The 20,071-nt window shown below is 71.1% G+C and carries 17 protein-coding genes; 10 read left to right on the top strand and 7 right to left on the bottom strand.

Annotated features, from left to right (window positions below; genetic code table 11):
- Window positions 1-18 precede the first annotated feature (18 nt).
- Window positions 19-1,101, bottom strand: a complete 1,083-nt coding sequence (locus AB0F13_RS26925) for an NDP-sugar synthase (protein ID WP_362087497.1) — start codon at window positions 1,099-1,101, stop codon at window positions 19-21.
- Window positions 1,102-1,181: 80 nt separating this feature from the next.
- Window positions 1,182-2,831 carry an N-acetylmuramoyl-L-alanine amidase gene (locus AB0F13_RS26920; RefSeq protein WP_362087494.1) on the bottom strand — a complete coding sequence of 550 codons (1,650 nt, stop codon included), beginning with the start codon at window positions 2,829-2,831 and terminating at the stop codon, window positions 1,182-1,184.
- 127 nt (window positions 2,832-2,958) lie between these two features.
- On the opposite strand from AB0F13_RS26920, the gene AB0F13_RS26915 reads away from it, so the two are divergent.
- The 4 genes from AB0F13_RS26915 (at window position 2,959) to AB0F13_RS26900 (ending at window position 9,113) form a co-directional block, all read left to right on the top strand.
- A complete protein-coding gene (locus AB0F13_RS26915; RefSeq protein ID WP_362087491.1) occupies window positions 2,959-3,711 on the top strand; it encodes a TIGR03089 family protein in 753 nt (250 codons plus the stop codon).
- A 209-nt stretch (window positions 3,712-3,920) separates the two neighbouring features.
- On the top strand, window positions 3,921-5,144 hold the full coding sequence (locus AB0F13_RS26910; RefSeq protein ID WP_362087551.1) for an LCP family protein: 1,224 nt from the start codon (window positions 3,921-3,923) through the stop codon (window positions 5,142-5,144).
- Window positions 5,145-5,415: 271 nt separating this feature from the next.
- Window positions 5,416-7,182 carry an LCP family protein gene (locus tag AB0F13_RS26905; protein ID WP_362087488.1) on the top strand — a complete coding sequence of 589 codons (1,767 nt, stop codon included), beginning with the start codon at window positions 5,416-5,418 and terminating at the stop codon, window positions 7,180-7,182.
- A 110-nt stretch (window positions 7,183-7,292) separates the two neighbouring features.
- Entirely contained in the window at window positions 7,293-9,113 is a 1,821-nt protein-coding gene (locus AB0F13_RS26900; protein ID WP_362087485.1) for an LCP family protein, read from the top strand.
- Between the two features lie 85 nt (window positions 9,114-9,198).
- Here the strand turns inward: AB0F13_RS26900 and AB0F13_RS26895 are convergent, their stop codons facing one another.
- A complete protein-coding gene (locus AB0F13_RS26895; RefSeq protein WP_362087482.1) occupies window positions 9,199-10,218 on the bottom strand; it encodes a glycosyltransferase family 2 protein in 1,020 nt (339 codons plus the stop codon).
- A gap of 311 nt (window positions 10,219-10,529) precedes the next feature.
- Here AB0F13_RS26895 and AB0F13_RS26890 point away from each other — a divergent pair, with 311 nt between their 5' ends.
- A complete protein-coding gene (locus AB0F13_RS26890) occupies window positions 10,530-11,939 on the top strand; it encodes an LCP family protein (protein WP_362087548.1) in 1,410 nt (469 codons plus the stop codon).
- A gap of 60 nt (window positions 11,940-11,999) precedes the next feature.
- On the opposite strand, the gene AB0F13_RS26885 is transcribed toward AB0F13_RS26890, so the two are convergent.
- On the bottom strand, window positions 12,000-13,352 hold the full coding sequence (locus AB0F13_RS26885; protein WP_362087479.1) for a transcriptional regulator: 1,353 nt from the start codon (window positions 13,350-13,352) through the stop codon (window positions 12,000-12,002).
- 128 nt (window positions 13,353-13,480) lie between these two features.
- On the opposite strand from AB0F13_RS26885, the gene AB0F13_RS26880 reads away from it, so the two are divergent.
- From AB0F13_RS26880 to AB0F13_RS26870, 3 genes are all read left to right on the top strand, one after another.
- A complete protein-coding gene (locus AB0F13_RS26880; protein WP_362087477.1) occupies window positions 13,481-13,807 on the top strand; it encodes a hypothetical protein in 327 nt (108 codons plus the stop codon).
- Window positions 13,808-13,949: 142 nt separating this feature from the next.
- Window positions 13,950-14,093, top strand: coding sequence for a hypothetical protein (locus AB0F13_RS26875; RefSeq protein ID WP_362087474.1), 144 nt, complete (start codon window positions 13,950-13,952; stop codon window positions 14,091-14,093).
- A complete protein-coding gene (locus tag AB0F13_RS26870) occupies window positions 14,093-14,278 on the top strand; it encodes a hypothetical protein (protein ID WP_362087471.1) in 186 nt (61 codons plus the stop codon). Before AB0F13_RS26875 ends, AB0F13_RS26870 begins: the two co-directional genes overlap by 1 nt.
- 74 nt (window positions 14,279-14,352) lie before the next feature.
- Here AB0F13_RS26870 and AB0F13_RS26865 read toward each other — a convergent pair whose 3' ends face one another.
- Window positions 14,353-14,904, bottom strand: coding sequence for an acyl-CoA thioesterase (locus AB0F13_RS26865; RefSeq protein ID WP_362087468.1), 552 nt, complete (start codon window positions 14,902-14,904; stop codon window positions 14,353-14,355).
- Between the two features lie 140 nt (window positions 14,905-15,044).
- Between AB0F13_RS26865 and AB0F13_RS26860 the strand changes: the two genes are divergently transcribed.
- Window positions 15,045-16,337, top strand: a complete 1,293-nt coding sequence (locus AB0F13_RS26860) for an LCP family protein (protein WP_362087465.1) — start codon at window positions 15,045-15,047, stop codon at window positions 16,335-16,337.
- 25 nt (window positions 16,338-16,362) lie between these two features.
- Here the strand turns inward: AB0F13_RS26860 and AB0F13_RS26855 are convergent, their stop codons facing one another.
- Together AB0F13_RS26855 and AB0F13_RS26850 are read right to left on the bottom strand one after the other, a co-directional pair.
- The gene (locus AB0F13_RS26855; RefSeq protein ID WP_362087463.1) at window positions 16,363-17,160 is read right to left on the bottom strand and encodes a VOC family protein; all 798 of its coding nucleotides are present in this window, start codon (window positions 17,158-17,160) and stop codon (window positions 16,363-16,365) included.
- A gap of 126 nt (window positions 17,161-17,286) precedes the next feature.
- The gene (locus AB0F13_RS26850) at window positions 17,287-18,444 is read right to left on the bottom strand and encodes an acyl-CoA dehydrogenase (RefSeq protein WP_362087460.1); all 1,158 of its coding nucleotides are present in this window, start codon (window positions 18,442-18,444) and stop codon (window positions 17,287-17,289) included.
- Window positions 18,445-18,641: 197 nt separating this feature from the next.
- On the opposite strand from AB0F13_RS26850, the gene AB0F13_RS26845 reads away from it, so the two are divergent.
- On the top strand, window positions 18,642-19,982 hold the full coding sequence (locus AB0F13_RS26845; protein WP_362087458.1) for a UDP-glucose/GDP-mannose dehydrogenase family protein: 1,341 nt from the start codon (window positions 18,642-18,644) through the stop codon (window positions 19,980-19,982).
- Window positions 19,983-20,071 lie beyond the last annotated feature (89 nt).

Here is a 20,071-nt window from a genome sequence, read left to right as displayed (position 1 = left end):
CCAGGGTACGTCCTGGCCCTACTGGTCCGACGAGAAGCGGATCGCGCCCTGCGGGATCAGGGCGTTGCACCAGACGCGGGCGCCCGGGCCCAGTTCGTTGTCGGGGCCGATGCGGGCGTTGTCGCCGATGACCGCGCCGTCCAGGACCGTACGGGCCCCGACGCGGGCGCCGGCGCCGATGAGGCAGTCGCGGACGCGCGCACCCGCCTCGATCACCGCGCCGTCCAGCACCGCACTGCCGTCGATGCGCGCGCCCGGCTCCACGCGGGCACCCGCGCCGATGACCGTGCCGCCCATGAGCTTGGCGTCGGTGGCCACCTCGGCGCCGTCGAGGACCAGCCGGTCGCCGCAGCGGCCGGGGACCGCCGGGGAGGGGGCGCGGCCCATGACCAGGTCGGCGGAGCCGCGCACGAAGGCCTGCGGGGTGCCCAGGTCCAGCCAGTACGTGGAGTCGACCATGCCCTGGAGGTGGGCGCCCGAGGCCAGGAGGCCAGGGAACGTCTCCCGTTCCACGGAGACCGGGCGGCCGGCGGGGATCTCGTCGATCACCGAGCGGTTGAAGACGTACGCGCCCGCGTTGATCTGGTCGGTGACGATCTCCTCGGGTGTCTGGGGCTTCTCCAGGAAGGCTGTGACCCGGCCGGTGGCGTCGGTGGGGACGAGGCCGAAGGCCCTCGGGTCGGCCACCCGGGTGAGGTGGAGGGAGACGTCCGCCTTGCTTTCCTGATGCGTGTGCACCAGGGCCTCGATGTCCAGGCCCGTGAGGATGTCGCCGTTGAAGATCAGGACCGGGTCGTCCGGGGCGGAGTGCAGGCGGGAGGCGACGTTGCGGATGGCTCCGCCCGTGCCCAGGGGCTCCACCTCGGTCACGTACTCCAGGTGCAGGCCCAGGGAGGAGCCGTCGCCGAAGTACGGCTCGAAGACCTCCGCCAGGTAGGACGTGGCGAGCACGATGTGCTCGACCCCGGCGGCGCGGGCGCGCGCGAGCTGGTGGGTGAGGAACGGGACGCCCGCCGCCGGAACCATCGGCTTGGGTGTGTGCACCGTGAGCGGGCGCAGCCGGGTTCCCTTGCCGCCGACCAGGAGGATCGCTTCTGTCACCTGTCGTCTCTGCTTCCTGCTGGGGCCGGGCCGTGATCGGCGGCCAGTGTATGCAGAAGGTACGGGCCCGCCCTGCCAGGTCAGCGGCCCTGGAGGCGGGCCGCCGCGGCGCGGGCGGCGCCGAGCCTGTTGTAGAGGCGGTCACCGGGGCATTCGGTGACGTAGCCGTCGCGGTGCCCGGAAATGACCTTGAGTCTGACCGAGGTGCCCTTCTTGTAGCGGTTTCCACCACCGGATACCAGCGTGGCGTTGCCGAGCGGGTTGACGCCGTAGAGGCCGAGCTTCCATGCGGTCAGGCGGGCCAGGGCGTTCACCACGGCGGCGGGCGGGTTGGCCTTCGCGAACGATCCGAGCACGGCGATGCCCATGCTGTTGGTGTTGAAACCGAGAGTATGGGCGCCTCTGACGGGTTTCGCCACACCGCCTGCCCGGCCCTCGTACACCGTGCCGCACTTGTCGACGAGGAAGTTGTACCCGATATCCCGCCAGCCGCTGCTCACCACGTGGTAGCGGTAAATACCGCGAATGACCGAGGCGGACTGCGCACAGCTGTAGCCGTTGCCGGAGGCCGTGTGGTGGGCGAAGGCGGCTCGCACGGTCTTGGTGTATGCGAAGCCCCGCTCGCGGAGCGACTCGTCGGCGCCCCAGCCGGCCCGGGTGACGATGCGCGGACGGGGGCCGACGTAGTGGACCACGGCGGGTTCGACGCCGTCGCCGTCGGTTTCGGTGTCGGTGTCCGTGTCGGTGCCGGTGCCGGTGCCGGTGCCGGGGATGTTCTCCGGCAGGGCCTCGGGGGGGACTTCGGGGAAGGAGTCCGTGTCGCCCTCCGGAGTGTCGGTGTCCGGGTCCGTGTCGCCGTGGCCGTCCTCCCCCGACCGGTCGTCCGTGGCGGCGGTGAGGTCCACGCGTGTGGCCTTGATGTCCTTCTCCGACTCCGGCCGGCCCACCGCCGGGATCTCGACCGCCCCCAGCGGCGCCAGCGGGTAGTTGGCGGCCGAGGCGGCGGTCTCCTCCTCGGAGGGCGGCGACGGGGCGCGCCGGACCGTGCCCGGCCGCCGGGGAGCGGGGCCCCTGCCGGAGGGGCCCTTGACCGAGGGGCCCTTGCTGGACGCGCCCTTGCCGGAGGGGCCCTTGCCGGGGTCGACGAGCTCGATGCGCAGCCCGGAGGGCAGCGCCGCGGTCTCCGCACTCCGGCCGGCCACCGCCGCGGGGCGCACCCGGACCTGGACGGCGTCGGAGGCGCCCACCCACAACGGGGCGGTGGAGCCGCGCCGGCTGCCGCCACGGGCCTCGGGCGAGTCGAGGTCGGGGCGGTCGTCGTCGTGCGTCTGGACGTCCTGCCAGCGCGACCAGGCCGCAGTGCCCGCCGCGCGGGTACGGACCTGGGCGCGGCCGTGCAGTTCCCTGGCGGCGTCGTCCCAGACGATGCCGACCAGCGAGAAGGGCGCGACCTCCCGGGGCGGCAGCCCCCGGGCCACGGCGCGCGGGCGCCCGGGACCGGCGGCGCGCCGCGTGGGACCGAGCGGGACGAGGGGCAGTGAGTGCGTAGCGCCCGGCACCGCGGCGGGGTGCGGCCGGGCGGCGCCCGGCGCGCTGGTGGCGGGACCTGAAGCTCCGTCGGTGACACCGGGGACAGCGCCGGAGGTAGCTCCGGTCGGGGTGGCGAGGAAGGGCAGGGCCAGAGCGGCGGCGCAGGCGGTGACGGTTGAGGAGACAAGATTTCCACGCATGCCTGAAATCCTGGGCATAACTGGACAAATATGTCCATTCCTAAACTGACGGCGAGTCGGCCCCACCGGCTTCCGGGAGGACCCGCACGGCTGACCTCCCGCGCCCCCGCCGCGTACCCTGGCGCCGATGAACGCCACCGATCACACCCCCGCCGACCTGCTGCGTTCCGCGCTCGCCGCGGACCCGGCCCGCCCGCTCGTGACCTTCTACGACGACGCCACCGGCGAGCGCGTGGAACTGTCCGTGGCCACCTTCGCCAATTGGGTGGCGAAGACCGCCAATCTGCTCCAGGGCGATCTCGCCGCCGAGCCGGGCGACCGTCTCGCGCTGCTGCTGCCCGCGCACTGGCAGAGCGCGGTCTGGCTGCTCGCCTGCTCCTCCGTCGGCGTCGTCGCCGAGGTGGGCGGCGACCCGGCCGGTGCCGACCTGGTCGTCAGCGGGCCGGACACGCTGGAGGAGGCGCGGGCCTGTTCCGGTGAGCGCGTCGCGCTCGCCCTGCGCCCCCTGGGCGGCCGCTTCCCGCAGCCGCCGGCCGGGTTCGCCGACTACGCCGTCGAGGTGCCCGGCCAGGGCGACCGCTTCGCCCCGTACGCGCCCGTCGGCCCGGACGCGCCCGCCCTGGTCGTGGGCGGTCTGGAGCTGACGGGGGCGCAGGTCGTCGAGAAGGCGCGCACCGACGCCCACCAGCACGGCCTCGGCGCGGGCTCGCGACTGCTGTCGGGGCTGCCGTACGACCACTGGGAGGGCCTGTCCGCCGGGCTCTACGCCCCGCTCGCCGCGGGCGGCTCCGTGGTGCTCTGCCGCAACCTCGACCGCCTGTCCGGCGGCGGCCTGGACAAGCGCCGCGAGAGCGAGCGCGTCACCGTGACGGCCCTCTGACGCTGCCGGAGCGCCGCGTCCGGGCGATGATCGGCATACGTGCGTAGGTGCGCTGGAGCGCGTACGCCGCCGACTGAGCGCAGGAGGGATGCAGCGCAGCCGTGACCTACCGCCCCGGCAGCCCCGGCCCGCCGGGCGGCCCCTTCCCCGAGGGGCCGCCCGGGCGGGCGGGCGCGCCGGGGCGGCGCAGGCGGCGCTGGGGACGTCGGCTGGCGGTGGGCGTGACGGTCCTGCTGCTCGTGGCCGGCGGGATCGGCTGGGTGCTCTACGAGCGGCTCGACAACAACATCACCACCGACACCGAGACCGCCGAGGAACTGCGCCGCTGGGAGAAGGAGCGCCCCAGCGCGCTGGTGAGCGGCGCCCAGAACATCCTGGTCATCGGCTCGGACACCCGCAGCGGCTCCGGCAACGGCAAGTACGGCGAGGACAGCGGCAGCCAGCGCTCGGACACCACGATCCTGCTGCACCTGGCCGCCGACCGGAACAGCGCGACCGCCGTCAGCCTCCCCCGCGACCTGATGGCGAAGATCCCCAGCTGCCGGCGGCCCGACGGCACCTACACCAATGAGCGCTTCGCGCAGTTCAACTGGGCGTACGAGCTCGCGGGCACCGCCTGCACGATCCGCACCGTCGAGAACATCACCCGGATCCGGATCGACCATCACATCGTGCTGGACTTCAGCGGGTTCAAGCAGCTCGTGGACGCCATCGACGGCGTCGAGGTGTGCCTGAAGAAGCCCGTCGACGACCGCGAGGCGCACCTGCGGCTGGCCGCCGGCCGCCAGGTGCTGCACGGCGAGGAGGCCCTCGGGTACGTCCGGGCCCGTTACAGCCTCGGGGACGGCAGCGACACCGAACGGATGGGGCGGCAGCAGGAGTTCCTGGGGGCGCTGGTGCGGGAGATGCAGAGTGAGGGCGTGCTGCTCAACCCGGCGCGGCTCTATCCGGTGCTCGACGCGGCCACCAAGTCCCTGACGACGGACGCCGGACTCGACTCGCTCAAGAAGATGTACAACCTCGTGCGGACCGTGCGGAACATCCCCACCGAGCGCGTCCAGTTCCTGACGGTGCCGCGCCGCCCGTACCCGTACAACAGCGCACGCGACGAGCTCGTGCAGCCGGACGCGGACCAGCTCTTCCAACAGCTGCGCACCGACCGGCCGGTGTCGGTGAGCGCGCACGTCCGCCCGGCCGACAACAAGCCGGGGCGCGGCAGGCCCGGCCGCGAGCCGGAGCCCGGGGGGGCGGAGGGCGCCGAGGGGGCGACGGGTGGCTACGAGCCCGGCAGCGCGCCCTCGCCGCCCTCTCCCGACTCGCCGGTCTCACCGGCCTCTCCTGCTCCCTCTTCCACTTATTCACCGTCCTCACCGCTGCCCAGCACTCCGCCCACGTACCAGGGCACCACCGCGGCGCGCGGCATCTGCGCCTGACGGACGCAAAGAACGCCAATAATCCCGGCAAAGGGTGCAGAAACCTTTTCGCCCCGGTGTTCGTTGCAACATCCGTCCCCGCGAAGGGATTGGGCAGATTGCCCAGTTGTAGGCGAGTGCAATTCGTCACCGGTGTCGCTCGACGCTGAACTGGGCGGATAGTGTGAGCGATCCGGTGCGCACGGCCGGCTGACCGCGCACTGCACAGACGACATTCGAGCGCCTCAGGGGGGTAGGCGCCGCGTGGCACCGACGGAGGATTCAAGCGACCGTGGACGCGCAAGGCCGTGGGCGAGCGGGTGGCATCGACCCCGCCGACCAGTGGGTGTTCGACCCGAAAACGGGCAGCTACGAGCTGCGCCTCGACCATGACGGGGGGCCCGTGGCGTCCGGCCACGACCCCGCCGCGACGCCTGCTGCTCCCCGGGCCTCCGCCAGAGCATCGGCACCCTCGGCCTCGCCCGGGCGGAAGCCGAAGCCGGACGGCGGGCGCAGTGTGCCCGGGCAGCGCGGGACCGGTGGCGGGCGGCGGGCCGGAGCGGCAGCGGCCAAGGCGGCCACGGGCCGCCGCAAGCCCAAACCGAAGAAGACCGCGAAGAAGAAGGTCCTGATGTGGACCGGCGGCACGATCGGCGTCGTGCTGGTCGTCACCTCGGTGGGCGGCTACCTGCTCTACCAGCACTTCAACAACAACATCGACAAGATCGACGTCGGCATCAACAACAGCGCCGTCACCAAGGGCCCGGTGAACATCCTGATCATCGGCACGGACAAGCGCTCCGGCGACGGCAACACCGGGTACGGCGACGACGGCAGTGTGGGCCATGCCGACACCACGCTGTTGTTCCACGTCTCCGAGGACCGGACGAACGCCACGGCGCTGTCCATCCCGCGCGACATGATCACGGACATCCCGGCCTGCCCCACCAAGAAGGGCGGCACCACCAGGAACATCGCCGGTTCCAAGGGCGTCCGCTTCAACGAGAGCCTGGGCCAGGAGGACCGCGACCCCGGCTGCACGTGGCGGACCGTCGAGCAGCTGACGGGCCTGAAGGTCACCCACTTCATGATGGCCGACTTCAACGCCGTCAAGAGGCTGTCCTCGGCGGTCGGCGGCGTCGAGGTGTGCCTGGCCAAGGACATCAACGACCCCGACTCGCACCTGAAGCTGGGCAAGGGGCGGCACACGGTCGAGGGTGAGCAGGCCCTCGCGTTCGTGCGGACCCGGCACTCCGTCGGCTTCGGCGGCGACCTCAGCCGGATCGAGCTGCAGCAGCAGTTCCTGAGTTCGATGATCCGGAAGATGAAGGCCGGGGACACCCTCACCAACCCAGGGAAGCTCTACGACCTCGCCGACGCCGCGACCAAGTCGCTCACCGTCGACACCGGCATAGGCTCCGTGTCCAAGCTGACCAGCCTGGCCAAGGAGCTCAGCAAGGTCAATCTGAAGAACATCACCTTCGCCACCGTGCCGGTCATCGACAACCCCGCCGAGGGCAAGGTGCACAAGACGGTCGTCCTGGACAAGCCGAAGGCCGAGCCCCTCTTCGCCATGGTCCGTCAGGACGTCTCCCTCACCGAGGTGAAGGAGAAGGAGAAGAAGGCCCAGGAGGAGGCCGACGCCAAGCAGGCGGCGCTGCTCCAGGGCCCGAAGGCCGAGCACGCGAACGTCCGGGTCAAGGTACTCAACGGCAGCGGACGCATCGGCGCCGCCAGCGAGACCGTCAGCTGGATGCAGAACTCCAAGGGCATGCCCCGCACCAGCAACGGCGGCAACGCCCGAGGCGGCAAAAAGGACAAAACGGTCCTGGAGTTCGCCCCCAACCAGGCCGACCAGGCGCGCCGGCTCGCCGAGGACATGAGCCTTCCCGCCGACGCCCTGAAGCAGGCCTCGGGCGACGCCGCGCCCACGGCGGAGATGACGCTCACGCTCGGCGCGGACTTCAAGGGCGCCGGCACCCCGGTCGCGGCCCCCGAGAAGGTGCCCGAGGGGATCCAGAAGGTCGAAGCGGACGATAACGACATCTGCGCGAAGTGAACCCCCCGAACGACCTTTCGCATCTCATTAGCCAGTAATACTCATCAGGTACAACTTCAGGTACATCACGCCTGCCCATCGGGCCGGACGCACCATTCAGGGGAGGCCCGATGCGGCAGAGCAGCGGCGTGCGGGGAGAACGCTCCGAAGAGGCCGGGGACTCGGGGGAGTCCAAGGGCTCGAAGAGCTCCAAGGGCGCCGCGGAGCCCACCGGCGGCCCCACGGAATCCGGCACGTCAGGGGCGGCCGGGACCGGCGGCTCCGAGGAGAGCCCGGGCGCCAAGGAATCCGACGGCTCCAGCTCCGGCTCCGGTTCCGGTTCCGGCAAGGACTCCGGCTCCATACCCGGCGGCGGCGCGCGCCGCCGCCGCATCGGGCGAATAGCCCGCTGGACCGCGCTCGGCCTCTCGCTGCTCATCCTGGGGGTGTCGGCCGCGGGGTACTTCTACTACGAGCACCTCAACAGCAACATCAGGAAGAACAAGCTCAACCTGGGCGACAAGCAGCTCGACCGCAGCGCGGCGAACGCCGAGGGCCAGCGTCCGCTGAACATCCTGATCCTGGGCTCCGACAGCCGCAACAGTAAAGAGAACGTCGCCCTCGGCGGCGCCCGGGACGACGCCGACCGCCCCCCGCTGGCCGACGTGCAGATGCTGGTCCACGTCTCCGCCGACCGCAGCAACATGTCGGTCGTCAGCGTTCCCCGCGACACCCGGGTGACCATCCCCAAGTGCACCGACCCCGAGAGCGGCAAGGTCTACAAGGGAACCGACCGGCAGATCATCAACACCAGCCTGGGCAACGGCGGCCCCGGCTGCACGGTCGCCACGTGGGAGGAGCTCACCGGCATCCCCGTCGACCACTTCATGATGATCGACTTCTCGGGCGTGGTGAGCATGGCCGACGCGGTCGGCGGGGTGCCGGTCTGCGTGGACGCCAACGTCTACGACGACAAGTCCGGCCTGCGGCTGGCCAAGGGCACGCACACGATCAAGGGCAAGCAGGCCCTGCAGTGGCTGCGCACCCGGCACGGCTTCGAGGACGGCAGCGACATCGGCCGCACCCACGCGCAGCACATGTACATGAACGCGATGGTCCGCCAGCTGAAGTCCGGCACCAAGCTCACCGACCCCGGTCAGCTCACCGGCCTCGCCGAGGCCGCCACCAGGGCGCTCACCGTCGACAAGGACCTCGGCTCGGTCAAGGAGCTCTACGAGCTCGGCAACGACATCAAGCGGGTGCCGTCCGGCCGGATCACCATGGCCACCATGCCGTGGGTCTCGGATCCGCAGGACCCGGACGCGCATGTGATCCCCAAGCCGGGCGACGCCGACAAGCTGTTCTCGCTCGTCCGCAACGACATCGCGCTGGACGGCAAGGACAAGAAGAAGGACGACAAGAACCCGCCGCCCACCGTGGCCGCCACCCGCAAGGGCGACATCGCGGTCGCGGTCTTCAACGGCACCGGCACCCTCGTGGAGCCCCCGGCCACCGGCCGCGGCTCGGACATCGCCGCGTTCCTCGTCAAGGAGGGCTTCACCAAGGCGACCTCCGACTCCACGCCCCGCGCCCAGGCGGACACCACGATCACCTACCCCAGAGCCCTGCAGCGCGGCGACGCCCTGGCGGTCGCCAAGGCCCTCGGCCTGCCGGAGAGCGCGGTGCGCCACTCCCCCGAGGTCCAGCAGATCACGCTGGTCGTCGGCGGTGACTGGCGTACGGGCACGGCCTACCCGAAGACCGGGGACGACGAGCCTGCGGCCGACCCGTCCGGCAAGCCGGGCGAGAAGGACGGCAAGGGCGACGAGAAGAAGGGCGGCGGGAAGAAGGGGGACGGCAAGGGGGACAACAAGGCCCCCGAGAGCTCGGACCCGCTCAACGGCGACGACAAGTCGGCCTGCATGAAGGTCAACTCGCTCAACCGCTTCTAGCCGGCACTCCTAGCAGCACTTCCGGCCAGCGCTTCCGGCCAGCGCTTCCCGCCGGGCGCCCCGGGGGCGCCCGGCGACGGGGGGGCTACTCCCCCGCCCGGACCGCCGGACGACGGCTGGCGATGACCTTCTTCGCCAGCGAGCGCGGGCTGGTGAGGAAGCCGAAGCCCCAGGACATGTGCATCGTCGCCAGCGCCACCGGGATCTGCAGCCGCGCCCCGGCCGGCAGCCCCTTGCCCGCCGGCACCGAACCGGCCGTGATGGCCGCCAGGTACCCGGCCGGGACGATCAGGCCCCACGGGGTGACCGCCGCGCCGACCACCACGCCCGCCGCGATGGCGAGCACGGCGGCCGGGGCCGCGAGGTAGCGCAGGTTGATCGAGCCCTGGTGGTAGCGGGCGACGACGCGCCGCCAGCGCCCATAGTTCTTGTACTGCTTGGCGAGCGCCCTGACATCGGGCCGCGGCCGGTAGGAGACCTTGAGCTCCGGCGAGAACCAGATCAGGCCGCCCGCCTCGCGGATGCGGAAGTTCAGCTCCCAGTCCTGGGCGCGGATGAACTCCTCGTTGTACCCGCCCTGCCGCTCCAGCACCTCGCGCCGGAAGACGCCCAGGTAGACGGTCTCGGCGGGCCCCGCCGTGCCGCCGGTGTGGAAGGCCGCGTTGCCGACCCCGATCTTCGAGGTCATGGCGGCCGCGACGGCCCGCTCCCAGTCGTTCTCACCCTCGGCGTGCATGATGCCGCCCACGTTCTGGGCACCGGTCTCGTCCATCAGCCGGACGGCCGTGGCGATGTAGTCCGGGGAGAGCATGCCGTGGCCGTCGACGCGTACCACGATCGGGTGACGTGATGCCTTGATCGCCGCGTTCAGCGCGGCAGGGGTGCGGCCCGTCGGATTCGGCACGGTATGGACGCGGGCGTCCTCCCGGACCAGCTCCGCGGCGATCTCGTCGGTGCGGTCGGTGGACGGCCCGAGGGCGATGACCACCTCCATTTCACCGGCATACTCCTGCTCCAGGATGTGTCGCACGGAGGTGCGCAGATGCCGCTCTTCATTGAGCACCGGCATGATCACGGAAACGGCGGGCAGCTGCTGATCGGGCATGGTTCCTCGGGGGTACGGCGGTCGGGGGCACCCCCCGGCGGTCGGCTGTTACGTCGGCGTCCGCCGTCACGTTACCGCCAATGGGGGACAGGGTCCCGCCCCGCCCGGGTGGCCGGGGTACCTCGGGCGGCGTGGGGGCGCAGACAGTTCATCGTATGGGCCTACGGTGTTCGCAATTTCGCCGCCGTTCCTCCTCTGTTCCACCCGCTCGTCGCGGAGGTCTCGAAGTGACCGCACCGGCCCGCTCCTCCCGCCCCCGCCCGCCCCAGCCACGGACACCCTTCCCCGCGCGCTGGGGAAAGCGCCTCGCCATGGGTGCCGCGGTGGTGGTCCTGGGCACGGGCGGCATCGGGCACGCGGTGGTCACCGGCCTGAACGGCGGCATCGGCCGGGTCGACGCCTTCGAAGGGCTCTCGGACCGGCCGGGCGGCGGGCGGGGCATGAACGTCCTGCTCGTCGGCACCGACGGCCGGGACAAGATCACGGAGCGGGAGCGGCAGCGCTACCGCCTCGGCGGCGCCCCCTGCCACTGCACCGACACGGTGATGCTCGTCCACCTCTCCGCGGACCACGACCGGGCCACCGTGGTCAGCCTGCCGCGCGACACCTACACCGAGATCCCCGAGCGCACGGACGAGACCGGCAGGTTCCGTCCCGCCCACGTCGTGAAGCTCAACGCGGCGTACGCGGAGGGCGGCCCCGGCCTGACCGTCCGCTCGGTGGAACGCCTGACCGGCGTGCACGTCGACCACTACATGGAGGTCGACTTCACCAGCTTCATGAAGACAGTCGACGCGGTCGGCGGCGTCCAGGTGTGCAGCGTGCGGCCGCTCAAGGACGCCTACACCGGTCTCGACCTCCCGGCCGGCACCACCCGGCTCGACGGTGGGCAGGCCCTGCAGTACGTGCGCTCCCGCCACCTCGACGGGGCCTCCGACCTGGGCCGGATGCAGCGACAGCAACGATTCCTGGCCTCCCTCATGCACGAGGCCGCAAGCGGCGGGGTGCTGCTGAACCCGGTGAAGTTCCAGGGCGTGGCCTCCGCCGTCATCGGCTCGGTCCGCGCCGACCGGGGCTTCGGCAGCGACGAGCTCGTCGGGCTGGGCCAGGCGATGCGGAACCTGACACCCGCCTCCGCGGAGTTCACCTCCGTACCGATCGCCATCGCGGACTTCCCCGTGCCGAACGTCGGCTCGACCGTGAAGTGGGACGAGCCCGGCTCCGCCAAACTCTTCCAGGCCCTGCGCGAGGACCGTCCCGTCAACGCCGCCCCGCGCGCTCCGCACCGGGCGGCGGACGCAAAGCCGCCGGCCAGGACCAACGAGCACCCGCCCACGGCCGTCGAGGTGGCCCCCGAACAGGTGCGCGTCCAGGTCGTCAACGCCAGCGGCCGCCCCGGCCTCGCCCGCACCACCGACCAGGCACTTCGCGCCACCGGCTTCATCACCACCGGCCTGCCCACCGACTCCCCACAGCCCCCCGTGGAGCACACGGTGATCACCTACGACCCGCACTGGGACCGCTCGGTCCGCTCGATCGCCGCCGCGATCCCGGGCGCACGGCTCCAGCCGGTGCCCGGGCAGGGCCCACTGATGAGGGTGACCCTGGGCGCGGACTTCACCCAGGTCCGCCCGGTACGCGCCCAGGACCCGCCGCCGCCGCGAAGCGGGGGCATCCCGGTGGTCACGGGCGACCAGGTGGCCTGCCGGGAGAGCACGTAGGCGACGCGCGGGCCGACCGCGTTCGGCCCATGCGGGAAGGGCGCTTTGCCGTTGCCCGCGCTACGCCGCGGCGACGAGGTCGCGCGCCCTTTCGTTGAAGTCCGCGACAAGCCGGTTCCGCCCGAAGGGCTGCATTCGCTTCTGCAGATCCGCCACGGCTTCGACCGCCCGCGACGACTTCACCTGTTTCGCGAGCGTCAGCGTCCGGAGACCAGCCGCGTACGCGGACTCAAGGTCCCGTCGCTGCACGTGCGAGGCCGCAAGTGCAGCGTGGGACATCGCGCCCCGCCTCGCCCGTTTCTGCCTCTTGGCGAAGTCGATCGAGCGACGGGCGTGCTCTTCGGACGCACCGGCCTCGCCGAGGTCCCGAAGCGTATTCGCGTGCTCCCCGTGGAGGTAGGCAGGGTCGATGAACGCGGCCCAGTCCGGTTCGCCTTCGAGCCGCACTCGCTCGGCCGCCTTCTCCGACTCGGCCACGGCGCGGACCGCCCCCGCCTTGTCGCCGAGCAGAGCGAGCGCCCGCCCCTCGAGGCACCAGAGGTCGGCGAGGCAGGCAGGCGACGTTGCTTTCGCGAGCCCGTGGCGCCCGGCCTGCGCCAGCCTGCGCCCTTCGCCCGGATCACCGAGCAGCGTCGCCTGATCGGCCATCCCCGCGAGGACATGCGCCCCGAGTGCGGTGTTCTTCGATTCGTCGGCCAGCCTCAGCGACTGGATCAGGTAGCGCTGCGCGGTCCCGTGCTCGCCGTTGTCGTAGGCCATCCAGCCCAGCAAGTACGTCTGTTCGGCCGCCGCCTCGCACAGGGCCTGGCGGACGTCCTCGGAGTGCGCGCGGCGCAGCAGCGGATAGACGTGCTGGTTCATGTACTCGGCCAGCACCAGCCGCCCGGCCCCGCCCCCTTGGAAGATGTCCATGCGCTGGAACGTCGTGAACATGTTCTTGACAGCACTGACGTCCTCGAGCCGCACCCGCGGCCCCGAATCCGGTTCCTGATCCAGCGTGTTCAGCAGCCAGTCCCGCGACGGCCCCAGTCCGGCGACGGCCGCGAACGGGGCAGCTGCCAGGAATACACGTCGGTCCACGTCCGCTCTCCCCAGGTCTGCGACGACTTCAACCGTATCTGTGTACGACGAGTTGTACACGAGCGCCGCGTCGGCAGTTGTGCTGTCACCGAACCCGAGGTCGTACGTGGTGACCCGGTAGCCGAAGTGACCGGAGAACACCCCGGCCAGGATGTCGGGGAGAGGACGGCGTGGCTTCTCCCCTTGCAGCCAACGCCGAACACCCGTCGAATCGGGTGCAATGTGCGGCTGCCCCCACGCGGCCGCCTTGGCTCTGACGCGTCGAGCGAGCTCGCCCCTGCTCATCCCCGAACGTTCCAACCAGGCTGTCAGCTCGACGTTCGGCGACCCCATACCTGCCTGCCTTCTGCGCGCGGCCGTGGAAGCGACACCCTTCGACACCCCCTCCGACGGTACCGCCGCACGAGCCGCAGCGGTTGCCTGTTCCGTACGAACTGACCCCACCAGTGCGGGGAGTGCCCATGACGACGCCCACCACGACCACAAGTGACACCGTCACCAGCCCCCAGCCGGACCCCTTGATCGGCAAGGTGGTCCGCGACACCGTCCGTGACCGCCTGGGGCGGGTGATGGACCACCTCGGATCGCGCTACCAGCTTCGCCCGCTCGACGGCGGGCGCGAGTGGGACACCGAGGCCGACAACATCGAAGTCGTGGACGTGCCGAGATGCGACGCCTGCGACAGGCTCAAGGCCGAGCGCGGCAAGGCGCACAGGGAAGGCCGCACCGCCGCTGCCCGCGGCTTCACCGCAGCACTGAGCCGCCACCTGCGGGTGATGCACCCATGAGCAACGACACGTTTGCCCCCGCGCTGCACCTGCGAGAGCGCGCGCACCGCTCCCGGGAGGGCGCGCTCACCGCATAGACCCTGACGGCTCAGGGACGGCCCCTGTGCCGGTACAGCCCTTCGGGCAGGAAAGAATACAAGAAATGGGTAGGAAGGACTTCGAGGAAGCAGGCGAGCCCTGGGACCCCCGGGCCAACCAGGATCAGGCAACCGATCCCGACACCCGGGTCTCCGGGAATGGCGACGTGCACAGCTCACATGCCGACGACAAGGACCGGGAGGACTGATGAAGCTGGGCGAGGACCTGATCCAGGACCTGAGGAAACAGGGCTTCATGCGGTGCGAGACCACCCCGGACGGCAAGGCCGTGGTCATGCGCAAGCGCGACAGGTGGACCGTGGTTCCCCTGCGGTGGCTCACCGATGATGCCGTGGACACCATCAAGGCTCAGGCCGGAGTCGACCTCGTCTGACCATCGCGGCCCCGCCCGTGCGCTTCCCCCGAGGCGTGCGGGCGGGGTTTCTCAGCACCAGCTCAGCACCGGCGTCAGTCGTGAAGACCCTCGGCGGCCCGGTTCTGCCGCAGTTCCTTGATCGCGCGCCGCCTCGCAAGGCGGTGCGTGCGCCGGATCTGCGCTTCCTGGTAGCGACGCCGGTCCTGCTCGGTCTCCGGTGCCACCGGCGGCACCTGGCGCGGCTTTCCGTCCGCGTCGACGGCGGCGAAGACGAGGTACGCGCTGCCCACCTGGACGGCCGGTGTGGACTCGTTCCAGCGCTCCGCCATGACCCGGACCCCGACCTCCATCGAGCTCCGGCCCGTCCAATTGCACTGCGCCTGGACATGAACAAGATCGCCGACCCGGACCGGCTCGAGGAACGCCATTTCGTCCATGGACGCGGTGACGGCGGGCCCGCCGGAGTGCCGGCCGGCGACCGCGCCGGCGACGTCGTCCACCAGCTTCATGATCACGCCGCCGTGCACGGTGCCGAGGAGGTTGGTGTCGCTCGCCGTCATGATGTGGGAAAGGGTGGTGCGCGATGCCCCGGTGGGCTTGCCGGGGAGACCACTATCTGCGGCGCCAGCGACGTATTCGGTCATGCGTCCACTGTAAGCAAGCCGCCGCGCGCGATCTTCCCGGCATGGCAGGCGGCGGGATTTGCATCAGCTCTGCAACAGCAGTGCCCCGATCCCGTCCGCACCCTGTGAGTCCGCTCGCCGCAGCAGGCACACTCGATCCCATGAACGATTGGCCCGAAGGGCGGACCCCCGACCGCCGCGAGCGGTACGGGCGCGGCAGCACCAGCGCCGAGCCGGAGGGCGCCCGCGCCCTGCCGCACGTCCGGCGCGACGCCCCGCCCCCTCAGTACCGACCGCCCCAGGGCTACGACTCCCGCGACCAGGGGTACCCCGGCGCGCAGGGGCAGGACGGCCCCGGCCACGACGGCTACAGCGCCGGGCAGGTCTACGGGCCCGGCAACGGCGGTCCAGCCGGATCCGGTGGTTCCGCGTCGGGCGGCGGGCGTGGTCCGCGTGCCGGGGCGCCCGACTGGCGCAGGCGCATCAAGATCGGGGCGATCGCCTTCGTCGTCACACTGCTGGCCGTCTCCATCGGCACGTACTTCTGGGCGGACGGCAAGATGCGCCGCGAGGTCGACCTGAGCAAGGTCAAGGACCGCCCGGCGTCCGGCGAGGGCACGAACTACCTGATCGTGGGTTCCGACAGCCGCGAGGGCCTGTCGGACCAGGACAAGAAGGACCTGCACACCGGGTCGGCGGACGGCAAGCGCACCGACTCGATGATGATCCTGCACACGGGTGACAACGGCACCACGATGCTGAGCCTCCCGCGGGACTCCTACGTCACGATTCCCGCCTTCACCGGGAAGCAGTCCGGTAAACAGTTCCCCGCCGCCACGCACAAGCTCAACCAGGCGTACGCGGACGGCGGCCCCGAGCTGCTGGCGCAGACCATCGAGTACAACACCGGCCTGCGCATCGATCACTACGCGGAGATCGGCTTCGGCGGCTTCCGCAACCTGGTGGACGCGCTCGGCGGCGTGGAGATGTGCCTGGACAAGCCGCTGAAGGACAAGGACTCCGGCGCGGACTTCGAGGCGGGCTGCCAGGAGCTCGACGGCGCCCAGTCGCTGGCGTTCGTCCGTCAGCGCCACCAGGAGGCCGACCAGGACCTGGGCCGGATGCGCAATCAGCAGAAGTTCCTGAACACCCTCGCCAAGCAGGCCGCCTCGCCCGCCACGGTCCTCAACCCGTTCCGCCTCTACCCCGTCATCGGCTCCGGGCTCGACACCCTCATCGTCGACAAGGACATGGGTCTGTGGGACCTGACGTCGATGTTCTGGGCGATGAAGGGCGTCACCGGGGGCGACGGGCAGCAGCTGACGGTGCCGATCGCGAACCCCAGCTTCCCGACGCGCACCGACGGCGTGGCCGTGAAATGGGACACGGCCAAGGCGAAGCAGCTCTTCGACCAGCTGAAGAAGGACCAGAAGGTCACGGCCGCCGACAAGTGACCGGCCGCATGATCCGGCCCGTGGCTCAGGCGGCCTGCCCGGGCTCCGGGCCGGTCGCGTCGATGACGGCGAAGACGGCGCCCTGCGGGTCCTGGACGACGGCCATCCGGCCGGCCTCCATGTCGAACGGCGGCTTGATCAGCGTGCCGCCGGCCCGGACCAGGGCGTCGACCTTGCTGTCGGTGTCGTCGACGGAGAAGTACGTCAGCCAGTGGGCGGGCGATCCGGGCGCGGACCTGTCGAGGTTCTGCATGCCGCCGACCATCCGGTCGTCCGCCTTGAAGCAGAAGTAGTCGGCCGCGTTCTCCATGGGACTGACCGTGACGCCCAGGGCGGCCGTGTAGAACCGCCCGGCGGCGTCCGGGTCCGGGGTGTTGAGCTCGTTCCACACCACCGAGCCGGGCTCGTTGACGACCTCGCAGCCGTGGAATTCGTTGGCCTGCCACAGCCCGAACACCGCGCCCGTGGAGTCGGCGGCGATGGCCATGCGGCCGAGCGCGAGGACGTCCATCGCCTCGAACAGCACCGTGCCGCCGCTGTTGCTGATCACCTGCACGGTGGCGTCCGCGTCCCTGACCGCCAGGTACGTGGTCCACGCGGGCGGCGGCTTGGACCCGCCGTCCTGCGTCATCGCGGTCATGATGCCCGCCACGGCCTTACCGTTCAGGCTGCAGACCGCGTATCCCCCCGTCTCCGGCGGCCCGGGCTCGCCCTGCCAGCCGAAGAGGTCCCGGTAGAAGTCCAGCGCCTCCCGCTGGTCGGGGACCACCAGGTCCACCCAGCAGGGCGTGCCGGGCACGTACGGTGCGGTTACCTCGGGCATGACGCGTGCCTCCCTGGCAGTACGACCCCCGCCACCACCTTGGCCCGGGTGACTGGGCCCCGCCACCCGGGACACGCGCGAAGGCCCCCGGCGGGCGCACCGGGGGCCTTCACGTGTTGCGGGGTCCTACGGGAGGTTGCGCGCCATGACGATGCGCTGGACCTGGTTCGTGCCTTCGTAGATCTGCGTGATCTTCGCGTCGCGCATCATGCGCTCGACCGGGTAGTCACGGGTGTAGCCGTAGCCGCCGAGGAGCTGGACGGCGTCCGTGGTGATCTCCATGGCGGCGTCGGAGGCGTAGCACTTGGCGGCGGCGCCGAAGAAGGTCAGGTCGCCGTCGAGGCGCTCGGACTTCGCCGCGGCCGCGTACGTCAGCTGGCGGGCCGCCTCCAGCTTCATGGCCATGTCGGCGAGCATGAACTGGATGCCCTGGAAGTCGGCGATCGGCTTGCCGAACTGCTTGCGCTCCTGGACGTAGCCCTTGGCGTAGTCGAGGGCGCCCTGGGCGATGCCCAGGGCCTGGGCCGCGATGGTGACGCGGGTGTGGTCCAGGGTCTTCATCGCCGTGGCGAAGCCGGTGCCCTCCTCGCCGATCATGCGGTCGGCGGGGATGCGGACGTTGTCGAGGTAGACCTCGCGCGTCGGGGAGCCCTTGATGCCGAGCTTCCTCTCGGGGGCGCCGAAGGAGACGCCCTCGTCCGACTTCTCGACGACGAAGGCGGAGATGCCCTTGCTGCGCTTCTCCGGGTCGGTGACGGCCATGACCGTGTAGAAGTCGCTGACGCCCGCGTTGGTGATCCAGCGCTTGACGCCGTTGAGGACCCAGTAGTCACCGTCGCGGACGGCCTTGGTCTTCATTCCGGCGGCGTCGGAGCCCGCGTCGGGCTCGCTCAGGCAGTACGAGAACATCGCGTCGCCCTTGGCGAGCGGGCTCAGGTACTGCTTCTTCAGCTCCGCCGAGCCGGACAGCGCGACCGGCAGCGAGCCGAGCTTGTTGACCGCCGGGATGAGGGAGGAGGAGGCACAGACGCGCGCGACCTCCTCGATCACGATGACGGTCGCGAGCGCGTCCGCACCCGCGCCGCCGAACTCCTCGGGGACGTGCACGGCGTGCAGGTCGGCCGCGACGAGCGCGTCCAGCGCCTCCTGCGGGAAGCGCCCCTCCTCGTCCACCTCGGCGGCGAACGGTGCGATCTTCGCCTCGGCGAGCGACCGGACGACCTTGCGGAGCTGGTCGTGCTCCTCGGACGGCCGGTACAGGTCGAAGTCCTTGTTTCCCGCCAAGGCGTACTCCCCAGAGAGTTAACTACCGTTTAGTAACCATGATTCTAGGGGCGGCCCCCGCCAGGGGGATACGTGAGCTTGCCGACAGCGGGCGATCTCCCCCGGAAGCCTTCCCGACCATGGCCCGACTATGCTCGGGCAACGCTATCCGGCAGGTGGGCACAGCCAGCACCACGAGTCAGCACATGGAGTACCGCATGGCCCTCAAGATCACCGTGATCGGCACCGGTTACCTGGGCGCCACCCACGCCGCGGCCATGGCCGAGCTCGGTTTCGAGGTGCTGGGCCTGGACGTGGTGCCCGAGAAGATCGAGACGCTCTCGCGCGGCGAGGTCCCGATGTACGAGCCCGGCCTGGAGGACCTGCTGCGCAAGCACGTCGCCGGCCTGGACGGCTCCAGCGGGCGGCTGCGCTTCACGACCTCCTGGGAGGAGGTCGCCGAGTTCGGCGACGTGCACTTCGTCTGCGTGAACACTCCGCAGAAGCACGGCGAGTACGCCTGCGACATGTCCTACGTCGAGAGCGCCTTCACCTCACTGGCCCCGCTGCTGCGCCGCCCGGCGCTGGTGGTCGGCAAGTCGACGGTGCCGGTCGGCAGCGCGGCCCGGCTCGCGGAGCTGCTGGGCCGGCTGGCCCCGGCGGGCGACGACGTGGAGCTGGCCTGGAACCCGGAGTTCCTGCGCGAGGGCTTCGCCGTCGAGGACACCCTGCACCCGGACCGCATCGTCGTCGGCGTCGGCGGCGAGCGGGGCGAGAAGCTGCTGCGCGAGGTCTACGCGACACCGGTCGGCGAGGGGTCGCCGTTCGTGGTCGCCGACTACCCCACCGCCGAGCTGGTCAAGACGGCCGCCAACTCCTTCCTCGCCACCAAGATCTCGTTCATCAACGCCATGGCCGAGGTCTGCGAGGCCGCCGACGGCGACGTGGTGAAACTGGCGGAGGCCATCGGCCACGACGAACGGATCGGAAAGAAGTTCCTGCGGGCCGGCGTCGGCTTCGGCGGCGGCTGCCTGCCGAAGGACATCCGCGCCTTCATGGCCCGCGCCGGCGAGCTGGGCGCCGATCAGGCCCTGACCTTCCTGCGCGAGGTCGACTCCATCAACATGCGCCGCCGCTCCCACATGGTGGAGCTGGCCCGCGAGACCGTGGGCGGCAGCTTCCTCGGACAGCGCGTCGCGGTGCTGGGTGCGACGTTCAAGCCGGACTCCGACGACGTACGGGACTCGCCCGCGCTCAACGTCGCCGGGCAGATCCACCTTCAGGGTGGCCAGGTGACGGTGTACGACCCCAAGGGCATGGACAACGCCGCCCGGCTGTTCCCCACGCTCGCGTACGCGCCGAGCGCGCTGGAGGCGTGCCGGGGGGCGCATGTGGTGCTGCACCTGACGGAGTGGGCGGAGTTCCGGGCGCTTGACCCCGAGGCCATCGCCGTCGTCGTGGCGGAGCCGCGTCTGCTCGACGGTCGTAACGCGCTGGATCCCGCCGCGTGGCGGGCCGCCGGCTGGTCCTTCCGCGCGATGGGCCGCCCCCGGGCGTAGTTCTTTCCCCGGTCCCGCCCCTTCCCGTAACCGGGGCTCCGCCCCGGACCCCGGTCCTCAATCGCCGGACGGGCTGCATATGCAGCCCG

Origin of the sequence: Streptomyces sp. NPDC026206 (assembly GCF_040638465.1) — a bacterium.
Classification (GTDB): Bacteria; Actinomycetota; Actinomycetes; order Streptomycetales; family Streptomycetaceae; genus Streptomyces.
This window is presented reverse-complemented; position numbering and strand designations above follow the sequence as displayed.

Coding starts and splice junctions, on each gene's coding strand:
- AB0F13_RS26855 (WP_362087463.1), bottom strand. CDS start 17,160: ATGCCCGAGGTAACCGCACCGTACGTGCCCGGCACGCCCTGCTGGGTG.
- AB0F13_RS26895 (WP_362087482.1), bottom strand. CDS start 10,218: ATGCCCGATCAGCAGCTGCCCGCCGTTTCCGTGATCATGCCGGTGCTC.
- AB0F13_RS26845 (WP_362087458.1), top strand. CDS start 18,642: ATGGCCCTCAAGATCACCGTGATCGGCACCGGTTACCTGGGCGCCACC.
- AB0F13_RS26860 (WP_362087465.1), top strand. CDS start 15,045: ATGAACGATTGGCCCGAAGGGCGGACCCCCGACCGCCGCGAGCGGTAC.
- AB0F13_RS26915 (WP_362087491.1), top strand. CDS start 2,959: ATGAACGCCACCGATCACACCCCCGCCGACCTGCTGCGTTCCGCGCTC.
- AB0F13_RS26920 (WP_362087494.1), bottom strand. CDS start 2,831: ATGCGTGGAAATCTTGTCTCCTCAACCGTCACCGCCTGCGCCGCCGCT.
- AB0F13_RS26900 (WP_362087485.1), top strand. CDS start 7,293: ATGCGGCAGAGCAGCGGCGTGCGGGGAGAACGCTCCGAAGAGGCCGGG.
- AB0F13_RS26885 (WP_362087479.1), bottom strand. CDS start 13,352: ATGGGGTCGCCGAACGTCGAGCTGACAGCCTGGTTGGAACGTTCGGGG.
- AB0F13_RS26890 (WP_362087548.1), top strand. CDS start 10,530: ATGGGTGCCGCGGTGGTGGTCCTGGGCACGGGCGGCATCGGGCACGCG.
- AB0F13_RS26875 (WP_362087474.1), top strand. CDS start 13,950: ATGGGTAGGAAGGACTTCGAGGAAGCAGGCGAGCCCTGGGACCCCCGG.
- AB0F13_RS26865 (WP_362087468.1), bottom strand. CDS start 14,904: ATGACCGAATACGTCGCTGGCGCCGCAGATAGTGGTCTCCCCGGCAAG.
- AB0F13_RS26880 (WP_362087477.1), top strand. CDS start 13,481: ATGACGACGCCCACCACGACCACAAGTGACACCGTCACCAGCCCCCAG.
- AB0F13_RS26870 (WP_362087471.1), top strand. CDS start 14,093: ATGAAGCTGGGCGAGGACCTGATCCAGGACCTGAGGAAACAGGGCTTC.